Here is a 14,692-nt window from a genome sequence, read left to right as displayed (position 1 = left end):
GGTTGAGACACTAAAATAGTTGGATAATAGGGAACGATAAAATTATGAATAAACAAGTAGAAACAACGGTAACACAGAATATTTTTAGGATTCTATTGGCACTTTTTATGATTTTTGCGGGGTTTAGTCATCTTACTTTTAATAGAATCGACTTTCAATCTCAAGTACCTGATTGGATTCCAATAAGTAAAGACCTGGTGGTCATACTATCAGGAATAGTAGAAATGGCATTAGGTATTGGTTTGGCTTTTTGGAAAACCGAACGAGTAAGGTTAGGATGGGCATTGGCTATATTTTTTATTTTAGTCTTTCCTGGAAATATTGCCCAATATATGGATAGCAAAGATGCCTTTGGTTTATTAAATTCTGATAGAGCAAGATTAATCCGTCTATTTTTTCAACCCATACTAATTTTATGGGCTCTATGGTCTACCGGAGTATTTAAACTCTATAGAAAAAAAAATAATTAAAGCCTCTTTACTTAAATAAGGCAAATGAAAACAGAACAAAAAGACCAAGAAAAATACCAACAACAACTGGAAAAAAAATCCAGTGAAGTAAGGGGTGCCAAGAAATATAGCGACATTCTAAGTCGCGTAATCCACGACGGAGAAGAGATATTCAAAATAAAAAATAAAGCAATGTTTCTCAGTGCTGTTATTGCTGGTCTTGAAATAGGTTTCAGTTATTTTCTTGTCTGTACCCTCTATTATTTATTAGGCGGTACTTTGGAAGTTCATATTATTTTCAAACTTTTTAGCGTGGTATATCCAGTGGGCTTTATCCTGGTCATTCTTGGCAAGTCTGCTTTATTTACCGAGCAGACTTCTGTCCTGGCTCTTCCAGTACTAAATGGGCAACGTACTATTTGGGAGTTGTTACGTATTTGGAGCGTTGTTATTATAGGAAATGTTATAGGAGGCATAATATTCGCGGTTTTCATCGGTATCCTTGGTCCACAATTAAATCTTTTTACGCAAGAAACCATGGTAGAGATAGGCAGTCATGTTATCTCTCAGGATTCATGGGTTCTTTTGATGAGTGCGGTAGTAGCGGGCTGGTTAATGGGGTTATTAACCTGGCTATTGAACAGTACCATGAATTCTCTTACCCGAGTATTCCTTATAATAATGATTACAGGAGTTATAGGGTTTGGGGGATTTCACCACAGTATTGTTGGAAACATAGAGGTCTTTGGAGCTTTCTTACATTCCGATACCATTTCCTTTTTAGACTACCTGTGGTTTCTTATACTGGTATTGCTGGGTAATGGAATTGGAGGCGCAGTGGTGGTAGGGCTTTTTAAATACCGAATATTCGAATCAAATTATGCAGAAAAAGAATGAACTTTTAGACTACAGGAAAATTCAACTAAATATATTTATAAATAATAACATGATCAAACTATCCAGAATTATAGCACCTCTCTTTTGTATCTTTTTATTTGCCAGTTGCGCTTCTAAAAAAACAGGAGACCTTTCTTATCTTAAAAGCTCTAAATCTTTATTGGAATCTTTTCCAGAATTAAATGTGTACCAGCCTACAAAATCTAAAAACAACCCAGTTGTTATTTTCATTCACGGTGGTTATTGGGATGAAGGGAATAAAGATATTTACGGATTTCTGGGGCGCAATTTTGCTAAAAAAGATATTGTAACTGTTATCCCTAATTACACTTTAAGCCCTGATGGTAATTATGATACAATGGCAAAAGAGGTTGCAAAAGCTATTCAGTGGACTTATGATAATATTGAAAAATACAGTGGAAATCCCGATCAAATATTTTTAATGGGGCATTCAGCAGGAGGCCATTTGATTGCTCTAGTTAGTACGAATCCCAAATATTTGAAAAACACAGACTTGGTTAAAGGCGTCATCCTTAATGATGCGGCTGGATTAGATATCTATTCCGAACTAAAAGAAAATCCTCCAACCACATTTCATCATTATAATACTACCTGGACAGCGGATGAAAACAACTGGAAAGTTGCTTCGCCTATTTATTTTTTATCAGAAAAAACACCACCGTTCTATATATATGTGGGCAGCAAAACCTTTTCTTCCATAATTTCTCAAAATAAAGACTTTGTCAAAAAATTGAATAAATATCAACCCACTGTAAAGATAAATTTCCTCCCCAAAAAACATATACCGATGATGAGCCAATATTTATTTCCGTGGAACAAGCATTACAAAGAGATCACTGAATTTATAGACCTTCATAAATAAAGAAAAAGTGTAAAATGAATAAAAACCGTTTCGATAAGCAATTTGAACTCAGATATTTTGAAATGAATGAATTTGGTGTGGCATCGCCAACCACCATTTTAACGCTATTGGAAGAAACGGCTGCTGAACATTGTTATTCTATAAACCATAGTTTATATCAATTAGCAGAACAGAATATTGGTTGGGTTTTAATTTCTGGGTTGATGCAAATGGAGCGATATCCCAGTTATAAAGAAAAGATTACCATTACAACTTGGCTCTCAAAATACTCAACCATTAAAGGTTTTAGAGAAAATATAATATATGATGAACAAAATAATATTATAGGAAGAGCCAAAGGCTTATGGATTTTTTTTGATACTATTAAAAGAAGACCAGTTCAAATATTTGAAGATATAATTTCAAAATGGTCTTTCTGTAATGAAGAAAGTATTGATTATAATATCTCTAAAAAAATTAAGGCAGTTGAAAACTCAGATTATGAACTGGACTTTAAAGTCAATAGATATGATACTGATATTAATAAGCACTTAAATAATATTAGATATTTACAATGGGTTATTGAGTCGATTCCTGACGAAATTATTGATAATTATTATTTGTACTCTATAGATGGTAGATTCATTGCAGAAGCACATTATAATCAATCAATTGTTTCTTTGACTAAAAATGACGCAATGGATACAAAGGATAAATCATTCATACACACTATAAAAATAGAAGGTACTGATAAAGTTTGTGCAACTGCTAAATCAACTTGGAAGAAAATAGAAACACAAACACACAACAATACATAAACAGCATTAAAACGACCGTCAATATTAACCGTTAGCTGTAATAAAAAAAAATTCGTGCTAACCGACAAACCAAAGTCAAATATCCGATTTGGCTGACATAAAGATAGATTTGACTACATAAATATCTTGTTTCTATTTGACCTTTGTACTTCATAAATCAAATAGAAAATGAAAAATATATTAGTTACTGGAGCAACAGGAATTTTAGGTACTGCTTTTATAAAAAGCCTACTCAAACAAATGCAACCAAATCAAATTTCGGTAATAACTCGAAAGGAGGAAAAACGAGCCGAATTAGAAAAACAAGGATTTCAAGCATATTTAGGAGATTACAACGACACCACAGCACTTGAAAAGGCAATGAACGGAGTAGATACTGTGTTATTGATTTCTTCAGGCGACCAAGGCGACAGAATGCAAGAACATAAGAATGTTGTGAATTCTGCAAAAAAAATGAAAGTAAAGAACATTGCCTATACAAGTCGTTCTTTAGTCAATAGAGAAAGACTTTCAAACAAGCTGATGGAAGAACATTTTCTCACAGAAGATTACATCAAACAAAGTGGTTTAAACTACATTATTTTTCAAAATGCCTTATATATGGATACCATTCCCGTTTTTGTTGGACAAGAGGTTTTTCAAAAAGGAATTTTTATGCCAGCAGGAAATGGTAAGGTAGCATTTGCCTTACGAGAAGAACAAGCAGAAGCAATGGCAAATGCTATGTTAAATGAGCCATTCGAAAATCAAACTTATAAATTTACAGGCAACGAAGCATATTCATTCTATGATGTTGCCAAAGCGTTAACAGAACTGTCAGGAAAAGAAGTGAAATACAATGCTGTAGAAGTAGCTGATTTTAAAAGCAATATGATGCAAAAAGGTTTGCCTGAACCAATGGTTCAAAAAATAGTCGATTTTAATGTCGATATCAAAAATGGACAAGAAGCGACAGTAACAAATGAATTGGAAAATGCGCTTGGACGCAAGCCAATAGCTCTTAAAGAAGGATTAAAACAATTATTCAATCTATAAAAATTTAAAAAAAATGAAAATCACACTTACAGGCTCGTTGGGTCACATTGGAAAACCACTAACCCAAGAATTAGTACAAAAAGGACATTCAGTTACGGTTATAAGCAGTAATTCTGAAAAACAAAAAGACATTGAAGCTATGGGAGCTATTGCAGAAATTGGCTCTTTAGAGGATTTAGATTTTATTACTTCAGCATTTACAGGTGCTGATGCTGTATATTCTATGGTTCCACCTGCTAACTATTTTGACCAGACCCTTGATTTATTAGGCTACTATCGTAGACTAGGGAGTAATTACGCACAAGCAATTAAACAAACAGGAGTAAAAAAAGTTGTTAATTTAAGTACTATAGGAGGGCATTTGGATAAAGGAAATGGAATACTTCGAGGCGCTCATCACGTAGAGAACATTCTAAACGAGTTATCTTCAGATGTTACAATTACACACATTCGCCCAACTGAATTTTATTACAATTTATTACCGCAAGCTCATACGGCAAAAGCAAGCGGATTTATCGCATCTAATATTGGTGGAGAAGTTGTTAATGCGTGGGTATCGCCATTAGATATTGCAAGAGCGATTACGGAAGAAGTCACATCGTCACTTACAGAAAGAAAAATACGCTATGTAGCTAGTGAAGAACTCACTTACAATGAATTGGCGGTTATTTTAGGTAAAGCAACAGATAACCCAGATTTGAAATGGTTAACCATTACCGATGAACAAATGCAAAATGGTTTAGAAACTGCGGGAATGCAACCAAAAATTGCAGCAGGTTTAACAGAAATGTGTGCATCCATAAACAGCGGTTTACTGTACGAACATTACAACCTAAATAAACCAATGGAAATGGGTAAGGTCAAAATGAAAGATTTCGCAAAGGAATTTGCCCAAGTTTATAATGCCCAAAGCTAAAAGAACTAAAAAACTAAAAAATATCAAATAAAACAAAAATTGCCTTGGTAACCGGCGGAAGCCGTGGATTAGGAAAAAGTATGGCTTTAGAATTAGCAAAAAAAGGATTGGATGTGATACTAACCTATCACAGCAAACAAGAGGAAGTAGATAAAGTAGTTTCCGAAATCGAAGCAATGGGTAACAAAGCTTCATCTTTACAATTAGATGTTACTACATCAAATATTTTTGATAAATCCAAAGACGACATAAAAGCGATTTTGAAATCAAAATTTAAAACTACCCACTTTGATTATTTAATCAATAATGCTGGCGTTGGAGTTTATGCACCTTATGACAAAATCACAGACGCTCAATTGGAAAATATGTTCAAAATACACATAAATGCACCTTTCTTTCTTACTCAAAAATTAGCGTCACTACTCAATAATGGTGGTGGTATTGTAAATATTTCCTCAGGTTTAGCGAGGTTTACAACGCCTGGCTATTCTGCCTATGCAACAATGAAAGGTGGAATAGAAACATTGACAAAATATCAGGCAAAATTTTTTGGAGAAAGAAAAATTAGAGTCAATGTAATTGCACCAGGTGCGATAGAAACGGACTTTGGTGGTGGCGTTGTTAGAGATAATGCAGATTTAAATAATTATATTACGTCAACATCCGCTCTTGGCAGAGTTGGTTTGCCAGACGATATTGGAAGCGTAGTTGCGTTTTTGTGTACTGATGATGCCAAATGGGTAAATGCCCAACGCTTGGAGGTTTCTGGTGGTATAAATTTTTAAAAAAAATGCCAATACTTCATATAAAAAGCATTGCTGAATATCATAGACTAATGGAGTTGCCTAAACCGCAACATCCATTAGTTAGTGTTGTTAATTTTGAAGATATAAAACGGACGAACATAGCCACCAATTCAAGCATTACTTATGGATTTTATTCCATCGCATTAAAGCAAGTTTTCAATGGTAAAATGAAATATGGCCAACAAGAATACGATTTTGACGAAGGTGTTTTGGCATTCATTGCACCAAACCAAACCTTACGAATTGAGGTAGAGCAAGGTCTAGAATATAGTCATACAGGATGGTTACTTATTTTCCATCCCGATTTTTTATGGAATACAGCATTAGCAAACAAAATAAAAAAATACGACTATTTTGGTTACAAATTAACGGAAGCGTTACACCTATCTGACAAGGAAGAAACAATGCTTACTGGCATTATTCAGAACATCAATCAAGAATATAACTCGAATATTGATAAATTTAGTCAAGATGTTATTATCTCTCAATTAGAGTTGTTGCTTACCTATTCCGAACGTTTTTATCAAAGACAGTTTATCACTCGAAAAAAATCCAATCACACCATACTAGAACAATTTGAAAATCTTTTAAACGACTATTTTAAAAGAGAAGATTTAATAACTAGGGGACTACCTGCGGTTAAGAGCATATCCAGTTCGTTAAACCTATCACCTAATTATTTGAGTAGATTGCTAAAAACATTGACTGGAAAAAGTACGCAGGAATTTATCCACGAAAAGTTAATTCAATTGGCAAAAGAAAAACTTTCGACAACGGGATTATCTGTCAATGAAATTGCCTACGGATTAGGATTTGAACATCCTCAATCATTCGGAAAACTGTTCAAGAAAAAAACCGAATTGACACCTTTGGAATTTAGAAAAGCGTTTAACTGAAAAGTAATTCATAAACCACTACAGCTAACAAAGACGCATATAAAACATTCATGAAAACTACGATAAAATTAATACTGAAAATAATCAAATTGATTGGTAAAATTTTAGCTGGACTAATAATTCTTCTATTTATATCAGGATTGTGCTTCCGGTTATTTGGTTCAAAATCAGTTCCGCCAGGAAAATTAGTTGATGTCAATGGAACTAAACTTCATATAAGAGCAGAAGGTAAAAAAAATGATTTACCAAATCTTGTTCTTGAAGCAGGTGCAGGCGGTAATACAGATATGATGCATTGGATTGCAGAAGGGTTGAAGAATAAACTGCGAGTTATTCGTTATGATAGAGAAGGAAAATGGTTTAGCGAATCTAGCAAAGACAATATTACACCAGAATTTTATGCCAATCAATTACATCAATTACTTGAAAAAAGTGGCGAAAAGCCACCCTATATAATAGCAGGTCATTCTATGGGTGGTCCTTATAATCAAATATTCAGAGACCTATATCCTTATGAAGTAAAAGGAATGGTATTCTTAGATGCGAGTCATCCTGAACAATGGGAACGATTAGCACAAAAAGAGTTGTTTAGCAAAAGTCAAATAGTTCTAGTAAAAACTATTGCAATACTTGCTGATATGGGAATAGCAGGTGCTTACAATACAATATTTAAATCTGAACCTGAGAATGATGGCTTACCAAAAAACTGCCATATTCGCTCTCACAATCTTACTGCTTATTCAGGAAAAGTATTTCGTAGATACATTAAAGAAAATAACATAAATAATAAAATTCTTTTTAGAGCAGGTCAAACTAAAAGTTTAGATTCCTTACCTGTATTGGTCTTTACTGCAACCGAACAGTATAAGGAATCTCAAAAGGAAAAGTATAGAAGTGAAGGCATAGACCCAGATAAACAAATTGAAATATGGTTTAAAATGCAAAAAGAATTGAAAGAACTATCTACTAATGGGAAGCAATTTATTATTGATGCTAACCATGGTTCCATAATTACAAGAAAGGAAAATGCTGAAATAATTAATAAAGAAATACTATTAATGGCTGAAACTATTAAGTAGAAAAAAAACGTTTTACAAGCCGAGTTTAATTAATTGCTTGGTTATAGGCTACTTACGGAAATCCTCACAGACTTTTCTATCTGTGCTTTTTTGTTAACTTTAGTGCTTAAAACTCGTAACTAGTCTTATAAACAAGACTTTTATATTTAATCACATAAAAAAGTTTAGACAGAAAGAAATGATAGAGACAAACAAAGAGTTCATTAAACGAGTAATTGAAAAAGATATTCCTGTTCATAAATTTTTAGGGCTAAAATTGTTAGTCATAGAGAAAGGGTTTGTAAAAGTTAGTGTTCCTTTCAGAGATGAAGTTGTTGGAGATATAAGAAAAAATAGGTGGCACGGTGGAATTATTGCAACAATAATGGACTCTGTTGGTGGAATTGCAGGCGGAACTCATTTCAAATCTTTCGACGATAAATTAGCAACAATTGATTTAAGAATAGATTATCTAAAAGGAGCAGAAGCATCATCTATAATTGTAGAAGGTAAAATTGTTAGATTGGGAAATAGAATACTTGTGACCAAAATGAAAGCCTTCCAAAATGATGAATTAATTGCAGAAGGAAAAGGTGTATATAATTTTATACGAATTGATAGTTCATCGAAAAAAAAATGAACTTGAAAGAAATTTTGCAATTTTTAGAAAACAACAATCCAAATCTAAAAATCAACTTTGACTAGGAGGACTTCAAAGAGCCTTACCCTTGCGAACATTCTATTTTGAGAGTTGAAGGAGAATTAATTGACACAAATTCTATTTCCCAACAACTTAAAGGGAAAGGATTTAAAAGTGAAATATTACAAGACAAAATTTGTTTTTAAAATTTAAGAATATGTCAGAATTTTGGGAAGAAAACTTTGTTGATAAGCAAGAAATATGGGGATTTGAACCAGCTAAATCTGCTGAACTAACAAAAAATTTATTTATAGAAAAGTCAATAAATAATATACTTATTCCTAGAATAGGTTATGGACGAAATGCACAGATTTTCAAAGAAAACGGAATTAACGTTACTGGAATTGAAATTTCCAAAACAGCTATTGCTTTAGCTCAAAAACATTATGCTACTAATATAAATATATTTCACGGTTCCGTAACTGAAATGCCTTTTGACAATAAAGAATATGACGGGATATTTTGCTATGCACTAATTCATTTACTTAACAAAGAAGAAAGAACAAAACTGATAAGTGATTGCTACAATCAACTGACAAAAAACGGATATATGGTTTTTACGGCAATTACGAAAAATGCACCAAATTTTGGAAAAGGATAATTGATTGAAAAAGACCGTTATGAATTTCACAAATGAGCAAATATATTTTATTATGAAATAGAATCAGTACGAGCTGAATTTGAAAACTTTGGACTTTTAGAAATTATTGAAGTAAATGAAAACCAGCCAATGTTTTTCATAAAATGTCGAAAAGAATAAAATACTGACCACAAGCCGTGTATAATTAATTTGCTTGGTTCTAGCCTACTTACAAAAATCTTCACGGAATTCTATTCGATATGTATTCTCTAAATTAGTTGCTTAACACACGAAACTAAAGAAACGCGATACGAGATAGAAATCAGTTTTTATAATCCGGTCAGCACATTACCCTGCATTTTGCGAAAAGTTACATTTCGGGAAAAGAGCCGCACTCAAAAAAATCTTGGATACAACTTCAAAGATTCCGTTTTCCATTCTACTTGCCCACTACTCATTCACAAGAAAAACGGGAAGTGGTCAAACTCTAATACAATCTACATCTTTAAAGTTAAGTCCGCTTTAAATCGTACTCGAAAAGGATAATTCGATTATATTATTCGTTCAGCACTTTACCGCTACATTTCGCGAAAAGCTACATTCCGAGCAAAGAGCTTTACTACACAAGTCTTGGACACAATCCCCAATTTTAGCTTTCCATTTCGTTAACACTTCTCGCTACGCTGGGAGGGAACACTTCCCGCTACGCTGGGAGGGAACACTTCATTCCTGAGCCAAAATCGTGAATTAAGTCCGCTTTTTCATCGGAAAGTCAAAACTTCGATTTTCTTAACGAAATTTTCGGTAAGCCCTTCTTGAGTGCTTCCTCGAAAATTTCTAAAATCAAATTTTGCCTTACACATTTTAAGGGGTTTATAATGGATAAAGCCTTTGTTGTTTTTCGGTACAGCGAAAAACAGGCACGACATAACCAATTCTAAATTAACCCCAGTTACTTATTTCGCTTAACTGTCGGTACGCTCAAACGCAACCACGTTTAAAAGAATTGCTAATGCCCTTATGGAACTTGTAAAGACTAAACAAGTTTTAGTGAAAAATAAGGTATCTACTTCCTTGAAATTCCAAGGAATTTACTACGTCGCAAACACACCTGATTTATTCCCGAAAAGTCTTGACAAAACCCACTCTATCCATTGTGCGATGCACAGAAGAAAAGAACAAACACCCCTTAAAATTTAATCTGTTTTAAATCAATAGGGGAAATATAAATCACTTAAATATTTTATTATGAGTAGTATTAAAAATCACGTACAGTTAATCGGAAACGTTGGACAAGACCCAACAATTACGAACCTTGAAAGCGGAAAGAAAGTCGCCCGTTTTTCTGTAGCAACCAATGAAAATTACAAGGACAGTAAAGGCGAAAAGCAAACGGACACCAATTGGCATACGGTTGTAGCTTGGGGCAAGACCGCTGAAATTGTAGAAAACTATGTAGGCAAGGGAAAAGAAATCGGGATAGTAGGAAAACTTAAAACAAGAACCTACACCACCGATGATGGGAACCAACGCTATGTAACGGAAGTTGTAGCCGATGAAATCCTATTACTTGGTAGCAAAGACGACAAGTAATATTTAAAATTAAGAGGGCGTAACCGTCTAAAGATGCGCCCTCTTTTTCATTATTAACTCTTTAAATCAAATTAAAATGAAAGCACAAGTTAACGAAATCAAAGAAGGATTACAACATTTTCACGGTACGGAAATGTTCTATCAAATCCCATTATTAAGAACTCGATTTACGGACGGACTAAAATATTTATCAGAAGTCGCTGAATGTTTTTGGCTCATTACGGACACTTCCGTAATTGCTAAAAGCCTAATGAACCGAAGCGAATTTTATCCCAAGTAAATCGTTATCCAAAGTGTCTCTAAAAGGGTTTTGGGAATCAGTGTTTTACATTATTTACTTTTTAAAACAGCTTTGGATAACGATATTGATTATTTGTTAAAATTCTTTAGCCATTCCCTAAGTTTCGAGTCCTTTTCCCAGCTCGCTTCGTTTATGGACTTACTATATTTAACCGGACATAGAGTTAAGAGCGTTTTAGTTATTAAAATTAACTTTGAAAAATGTCAAGAGAAAAAAGAAATTACACTGCAGAGTTTAAGGAAAAAGCTGTAGAACTTAGTTACGCACGTGGTAGCGTTGTCGAGATTTGCAGGGAACTGGATATCCCTACATCTGTATTGAGCCGTTGGCGCAGGGAATCGGATGCCTATGGCAGGAACAGTTTCCCGGGCAAGGGAAACCCCAAATTAACGGACGAGCAACGGGAAATTGCAGAATTGAAGAAGAAGTTAAGGAATGCCGAACTAGAAAGAGATATCTTAAAAAAGGCGATAGCCATCTTCTCCTAGAGCGACAGGAAAAATATAGGTTCATAAAACACCATAAATTTAAATTTCCAGTCGGGAAGATGTGCAAAATGTTCAAGATAAGCAAAAGCGGGTATTACGATTGGTTGGGCAGGGTTCCTTCCAAAAGAGTGATGGAGAACGAGGCCATATCATCTACCATCCGAGATGTTTATGAGGATAGTTTTGGGAGTTACGGGGCACCGAGGATCAAAGCGGAGCTCTGGAAAAGGGGATATTGCATCTCAAGACCTAGGGTAGCTAGGATAATGAGGGCAAATAACCTGTTTGCCAAAAGAAAGCGTAAATTTCAAACTACGACCCACAGCAAGCACAACTATCCAGTTGCACCCAATATATTAGATCAGGATTTTACCGTCTATAGACCGAACCAGGTTTGGGTATCGGATATCACCTATATAAAGACCAAACAAGGCTGGATGTATTTAACAGTAATTATAGATCTGTTCCACCGGAAGGTCGTTGGATGGTCGATGGGCCAAACCTTAAGTACCGGCGACACTATAGTCCCTGCATGGAATATGGCCATTAAATCGAACAATATCACAAAAGAACTTATATTCCATTCCGATAGGGGGTCTCAATACGCCAGTTCCACTTTTACAGATATCCTGAAAAGATATAATGGATCGATAAAACAAAGTATGAGCAGAAAAGGTAATTGTTGGGACAATGCAGTAGCTGAATCGTTCTTTAAGAGCCTAAAGGTAGAATGGGTCTATGAACATAGCTATAACCTAAGGTCAGAAGCCGAACTATCTGTCTTCCAATGGATAGAGACCTGGTATAACAGAAGAAGAATACACTCCTCTTTGGGATATAAGACTATAGAGGAAATTGAAATAGAATTGTATAATCAAAAAATAGCAGCATGACTCTTATCTAATTGTCCACTTTTTTGTTGCAAGTCCAGTGGCTCTGGATTTCAAAAAGAACCTGTCAAGATCTAAAAAGATACGTTCGTACTTGTAAAGCCCATACCCCATGGCATCCTTCATCTTCAGGAAGCTATCAAAATAGGGGGCAAACACACTTTCATATTTAAGTTGCTTATCCATAAAAAACACCTCCTTTCTGCTCATAAAAATTTATCGATACCAGGGGTACATCAAGTGCACACTGCATAAGACTGTTTATATCTATGCGTAAATAGTTCATGGTGACCTGCGTGTCGGAGTGTCCGAGTGTTTCGGATATGACCGGGAGCGAAGTTCCGTTTCGCAATAGCTGACTGGCCAGGGTATGCCGCATGGCATGGGGGCCGAACTTGCGGCCATTGATATCAACGCCAGATGCTATTATTGTTCTACTTATCGCTCCACTGATGAGCATACTGTTCACGGGACGGTAGGGGGCACTGGCGGTCAGGAACACTTGCTGAAAATCGGATATTGGTCTTCCAAATTTCAGGTAGTTGATAATGGCTTCGCCCACATCGGTTAAAAGCGGGAGTTCTATTATTTTCTTTGTCTTGCACTGCACCAGGGATATGAGATTATGTTGCCAATCCAAATTCCCAAAGGTCAGCCCCGCTATGTCCGAAGAGCGGAGGCCAAGCCGTGTGGCCAGAAGGAGCATTGCATAATCTCGTTTGCCCACCGCACTGGATTGCTCTACCTTATTTTCGATATGCCTTATCTCATCGGCATTGTAGACTGAGGGCAGTTTTTCACGCAACGGATAATTGTTTCTTCCAATGACATATTCCACATTTCTGTCAATGTATTTCTGTTGATACAGGAACCGGCAGAATAGTCGGATAGTATTTAGATACCTGTCCTTGCAATTCTGGACCGATGATATGAAGGTAAGGACATCATCTTCACCAATGGCCGAAACTTGGTCTACCGCCCTTAACGTAAGGTGGGAAATAAAGTAACTCAAAATACGACGGTGTTTATCAAGGATAGGTTTGCAGCGACGCAGCCTTTCTTGGGATACTATAAACTCCAGGGCAACTTCCCCTAGTTTACCGGGCAACTCGTGATGTACGTAGCGTACACTTCTATTCCTGATTTTTCCATAAAAGAGAAAATCATCCAGTACATGTACACTACGACGGATTGCACGCATGTGTGAGTCGCTCATTGGCGGGATACCGCTTAAAAATTTCTCACCAATTCCAGCATGGTAGTTTGTCAAAAGGTTTTTATCCATGTACTGCTCAATTCCATTACGCCAGAACTGATGGTAATCTTTAATTCGGGGTTCACTGTAGCCTTCCTCCCTGAGGTAGGCTACACAATCCCTGATCAGGGATTTGATTTCTTTTTCTGTGTCCATTTGTTATTTTTTTTAGTGGAATGCAACATTGCACCCACTTAAGAATAACAAATATTATCACGATAATACTATCACAACTAATACTGATTTACAGATGTTTATAAGATTATTGGGTAATAACTTTGGATAACGTTTTTCTTGGGATAAAATTCGTTATCACGAGTCGTGATAACGAATTTGTAACCATAGACTTCAAAAGATTATCCGCAGAAAAACAGGATTTTACAGGCTACGAAGCAGAGATAATTTATACCGATGGCAACGATAATATTTTAGAAAAGCACGGCTATCGGGCTACCAATTTTCCACTCGATGAACTGCGGTTATTTTTTGTAAATGATACGCTGATGTTACCGAGCGAATACTAAAATTTTGAAGTTATGATTTACATTAAATTTCAAGATTTGAGCGAGGAAAAACAAAAGGAACTCTTACAGGTTTCGAGAGAACACGTTACACATCTTTATGGGGAATCCATAAAAAAATATGTGGAAGAAACTGGTGCAAATTATGAAAACTTGATTGATGAGGAAATGATTAAAAATCTATACTCATACAGTTATGTTTTCAATATCTGAAACTTTAAAGTTTTATATAAAACACCTCTGAATTTTTAGAGGTGCTTTTGTATGTAATTAGTATCAAGTCAATAAAAAAACGTATCTTTATTTCGCTGAAATTCAGCATTCAAAATTACGTAGGGTTATCCACTTTTCGACTTTCGCCGATAACCGTACACATCGAAAAATAACATATCGGAAAATCATTTTCCCTGAAAATGGCAATCGGCTTTTTAGCCGGGTTGTATGGATTTTTGTCACGCTTGCGCGTGACGAAAAGGAATAGCAAGAGGGTAACACGCTGCGCGATGTTTCGGATTCCTTTTCGTTTTCAAATAGCTGATTATCAGCGATTTGAATATATATTAATTTCCTGACAATCAGAGATTTGCGACAAACGAGCTGTAAATGCCCATTTTTAGTAAAGATTTT

Annotated in this window: 18 protein-coding genes; 17 read left to right on the top strand and 1 reads right to left on the bottom strand. The window is 35.2% G+C overall.

Annotated features, from left to right (window positions below; genetic code table 11):
* Positions 1-44: 44 nt before the first annotated feature.
* From DCS95_RS05205 to DCS95_RS05130, 15 genes are all read left to right on the top strand, one after another.
* Positions 45-470, top strand: a complete 426-nt coding sequence (locus tag DCS95_RS05205; RefSeq protein ID WP_116769737.1) for a DoxX family protein — start codon at positions 45-47, stop codon at positions 468-470.
* A 24-nt stretch (positions 471-494) separates the two neighbouring features.
* The gene (locus DCS95_RS05200) at positions 495-1,346 is read left to right on the top strand and encodes a formate/nitrite transporter family protein (RefSeq protein ID WP_116769736.1); all 852 of its coding nucleotides are present in this window, start codon (positions 495-497) and stop codon (positions 1,344-1,346) included.
* On the top strand, positions 1,330-2,229 hold the full coding sequence (locus DCS95_RS05195) for an alpha/beta hydrolase (RefSeq protein ID WP_244178389.1): 900 nt from the start codon (positions 1,330-1,332) through the stop codon (positions 2,227-2,229). Before DCS95_RS05200 ends, DCS95_RS05195 begins: the two co-directional genes overlap by 17 nt.
* A gap of 14 nt (positions 2,230-2,243) precedes the next feature.
* On the top strand, positions 2,244-3,026 hold the full coding sequence (locus DCS95_RS05190) for an acyl-[acyl-carrier-protein] thioesterase (RefSeq protein ID WP_116769735.1): 783 nt from the start codon (positions 2,244-2,246) through the stop codon (positions 3,024-3,026).
* A 168-nt stretch (positions 3,027-3,194) separates the two neighbouring features.
* Positions 3,195-4,061, top strand: a complete 867-nt coding sequence (locus tag DCS95_RS05185) for an SDR family oxidoreductase (RefSeq protein ID WP_116769734.1) — start codon at positions 3,195-3,197, stop codon at positions 4,059-4,061.
* Positions 4,062-4,074: 13 nt separating this feature from the next.
* The gene (locus DCS95_RS05180; protein WP_116769733.1) at positions 4,075-4,977 is read left to right on the top strand and encodes an NAD(P)H-binding protein; all 903 of its coding nucleotides are present in this window, start codon (positions 4,075-4,077) and stop codon (positions 4,975-4,977) included.
* 20 nt (positions 4,978-4,997) lie between these two features.
* A complete protein-coding gene (locus tag DCS95_RS05175) occupies positions 4,998-5,762 on the top strand; it encodes an SDR family NAD(P)-dependent oxidoreductase (protein ID WP_116769732.1) in 765 nt (254 codons plus the stop codon).
* A 5-nt stretch (positions 5,763-5,767) separates the two neighbouring features.
* Positions 5,768-6,679 (top strand): helix-turn-helix domain-containing protein, encoded by a 912-nt coding sequence (locus tag DCS95_RS05170; RefSeq protein WP_116770165.1) that lies wholly within the window; start codon positions 5,768-5,770, stop codon positions 6,677-6,679.
* Between the two features lie 50 nt (positions 6,680-6,729).
* Positions 6,730-7,758 (top strand): alpha/beta fold hydrolase, encoded by a 1,029-nt coding sequence (locus DCS95_RS05165; RefSeq protein WP_116769731.1) that lies wholly within the window; start codon positions 6,730-6,732, stop codon positions 7,756-7,758.
* A gap of 178 nt (positions 7,759-7,936) precedes the next feature.
* Positions 7,937-8,377, top strand: coding sequence for a hotdog fold thioesterase (locus DCS95_RS05160; RefSeq protein WP_116769730.1), 441 nt, complete (start codon positions 7,937-7,939; stop codon positions 8,375-8,377).
* A gap of 217 nt (positions 8,378-8,594) precedes the next feature.
* Positions 8,595-9,038, top strand: a complete 444-nt coding sequence (locus tag DCS95_RS05150) for a class I SAM-dependent methyltransferase (RefSeq protein ID WP_244178387.1) — start codon at positions 8,595-8,597, stop codon at positions 9,036-9,038.
* A 1,227-nt stretch (positions 9,039-10,265) separates the two neighbouring features.
* Positions 10,266-10,610, top strand: coding sequence for a single-stranded DNA-binding protein (locus DCS95_RS05140; RefSeq protein WP_116769728.1), 345 nt, complete (start codon positions 10,266-10,268; stop codon positions 10,608-10,610).
* Between the two features lie 76 nt (positions 10,611-10,686).
* Positions 10,687-10,890 carry a DUF6876 family protein gene (locus DCS95_RS05135; protein ID WP_244178386.1) on the top strand — a complete coding sequence of 68 codons (204 nt, stop codon included), beginning with the start codon at positions 10,687-10,689 and terminating at the stop codon, positions 10,888-10,890.
* Positions 10,891-11,111: 221 nt separating this feature from the next.
* Positions 11,112-11,399, top strand: a complete 288-nt coding sequence (locus DCS95_RS20460; protein WP_239986604.1) for a transposase — start codon at positions 11,112-11,114, stop codon at positions 11,397-11,399.
* Complete coding sequence (locus tag DCS95_RS05130) at positions 11,297-12,292, top strand: IS3 family transposase (protein WP_244178407.1); 996 nt, start codon at positions 11,297-11,299, stop codon at positions 12,290-12,292. Before DCS95_RS20460 ends, DCS95_RS05130 begins: the two co-directional genes overlap by 103 nt.
* Positions 12,293-12,467: 175 nt before the next feature.
* On the opposite strand, the gene DCS95_RS05120 is transcribed toward DCS95_RS05130, so the two are convergent.
* Positions 12,468-13,700 (bottom strand): site-specific integrase, encoded by a 1,233-nt coding sequence (locus DCS95_RS05120; RefSeq protein ID WP_116769725.1) that lies wholly within the window; start codon positions 13,698-13,700, stop codon positions 12,468-12,470.
* Between the two features lie 122 nt (positions 13,701-13,822).
* Here DCS95_RS05120 and DCS95_RS20630 point away from each other — a divergent pair, with 122 nt between their 5' ends.
* The gene (locus DCS95_RS20630; RefSeq protein ID WP_341865175.1) at positions 13,823-14,068 is read left to right on the top strand and encodes a DUF6876 family protein; all 246 of its coding nucleotides are present in this window, start codon (positions 13,823-13,825) and stop codon (positions 14,066-14,068) included.
* Between the two features lie 12 nt (positions 14,069-14,080).
* Positions 14,081-14,278 (top strand): hypothetical protein, encoded by a 198-nt coding sequence (locus tag DCS95_RS05110; RefSeq protein ID WP_116769724.1) that lies wholly within the window; start codon positions 14,081-14,083, stop codon positions 14,276-14,278.
* Positions 14,279-14,692: the final 414 nt, after the last annotated feature.

This window comes from Maribacter litoralis (assembly GCF_003075045.1).
Lineage (GTDB): Bacteria > Bacteroidota > Bacteroidia > Flavobacteriales > Flavobacteriaceae > Maribacter > Maribacter litoralis.
This window is presented reverse-complemented; position numbering and strand designations above follow the sequence as displayed.

Excerpts from the sequence above, each read along its gene's own strand:
- DCS95_RS05120 (WP_116769725.1), bottom strand. The coding sequence starts at position 13,700 with ATGGACACAGAAAAAGAAATCAAATCCCTGATCAGGGATTGTGTAGCC.
- DCS95_RS05140 (WP_116769728.1), top strand. The coding sequence starts at position 10,266 with ATGAGTAGTATTAAAAATCACGTACAGTTAATCGGAAACGTTGGACAA.
- DCS95_RS05160 (WP_116769730.1), top strand. The coding sequence starts at position 7,937 with ATGATAGAGACAAACAAAGAGTTCATTAAACGAGTAATTGAAAAAGAT.
- DCS95_RS05180 (WP_116769733.1), top strand. The coding sequence starts at position 4,075 with ATGAAAATCACACTTACAGGCTCGTTGGGTCACATTGGAAAACCACTA.
- DCS95_RS05135 (WP_244178386.1), top strand. The coding sequence starts at position 10,687 with ATGAAAGCACAAGTTAACGAAATCAAAGAAGGATTACAACATTTTCAC.
- DCS95_RS05190 (WP_116769735.1), top strand. The coding sequence starts at position 2,244 with ATGAATAAAAACCGTTTCGATAAGCAATTTGAACTCAGATATTTTGAA.
- DCS95_RS05165 (WP_116769731.1), top strand. The coding sequence starts at position 6,730 with ATGAAAACTACGATAAAATTAATACTGAAAATAATCAAATTGATTGGT.
- DCS95_RS05200 (WP_116769736.1), top strand. The coding sequence starts at position 495 with ATGAAAACAGAACAAAAAGACCAAGAAAAATACCAACAACAACTGGAA.
- DCS95_RS05205 (WP_116769737.1), top strand. The coding sequence starts at position 45 with ATGAATAAACAAGTAGAAACAACGGTAACACAGAATATTTTTAGGATT.
- DCS95_RS20460 (WP_239986604.1), top strand. The coding sequence starts at position 11,112 with ATGTCAAGAGAAAAAAGAAATTACACTGCAGAGTTTAAGGAAAAAGCT.
- DCS95_RS05185 (WP_116769734.1), top strand. The coding sequence starts at position 3,195 with ATGAAAAATATATTAGTTACTGGAGCAACAGGAATTTTAGGTACTGCT.
- DCS95_RS05195 (WP_244178389.1), top strand. The coding sequence starts at position 1,330 with ATGCAGAAAAAGAATGAACTTTTAGACTACAGGAAAATTCAACTAAAT.
- DCS95_RS05110 (WP_116769724.1), top strand. The coding sequence starts at position 14,081 with ATGATTTACATTAAATTTCAAGATTTGAGCGAGGAAAAACAAAAGGAA.
- DCS95_RS05170 (WP_116770165.1), top strand. The coding sequence starts at position 5,768 with ATGCCAATACTTCATATAAAAAGCATTGCTGAATATCATAGACTAATG.
- DCS95_RS05150 (WP_244178387.1), top strand. The coding sequence starts at position 8,595 with ATGTCAGAATTTTGGGAAGAAAACTTTGTTGATAAGCAAGAAATATGG.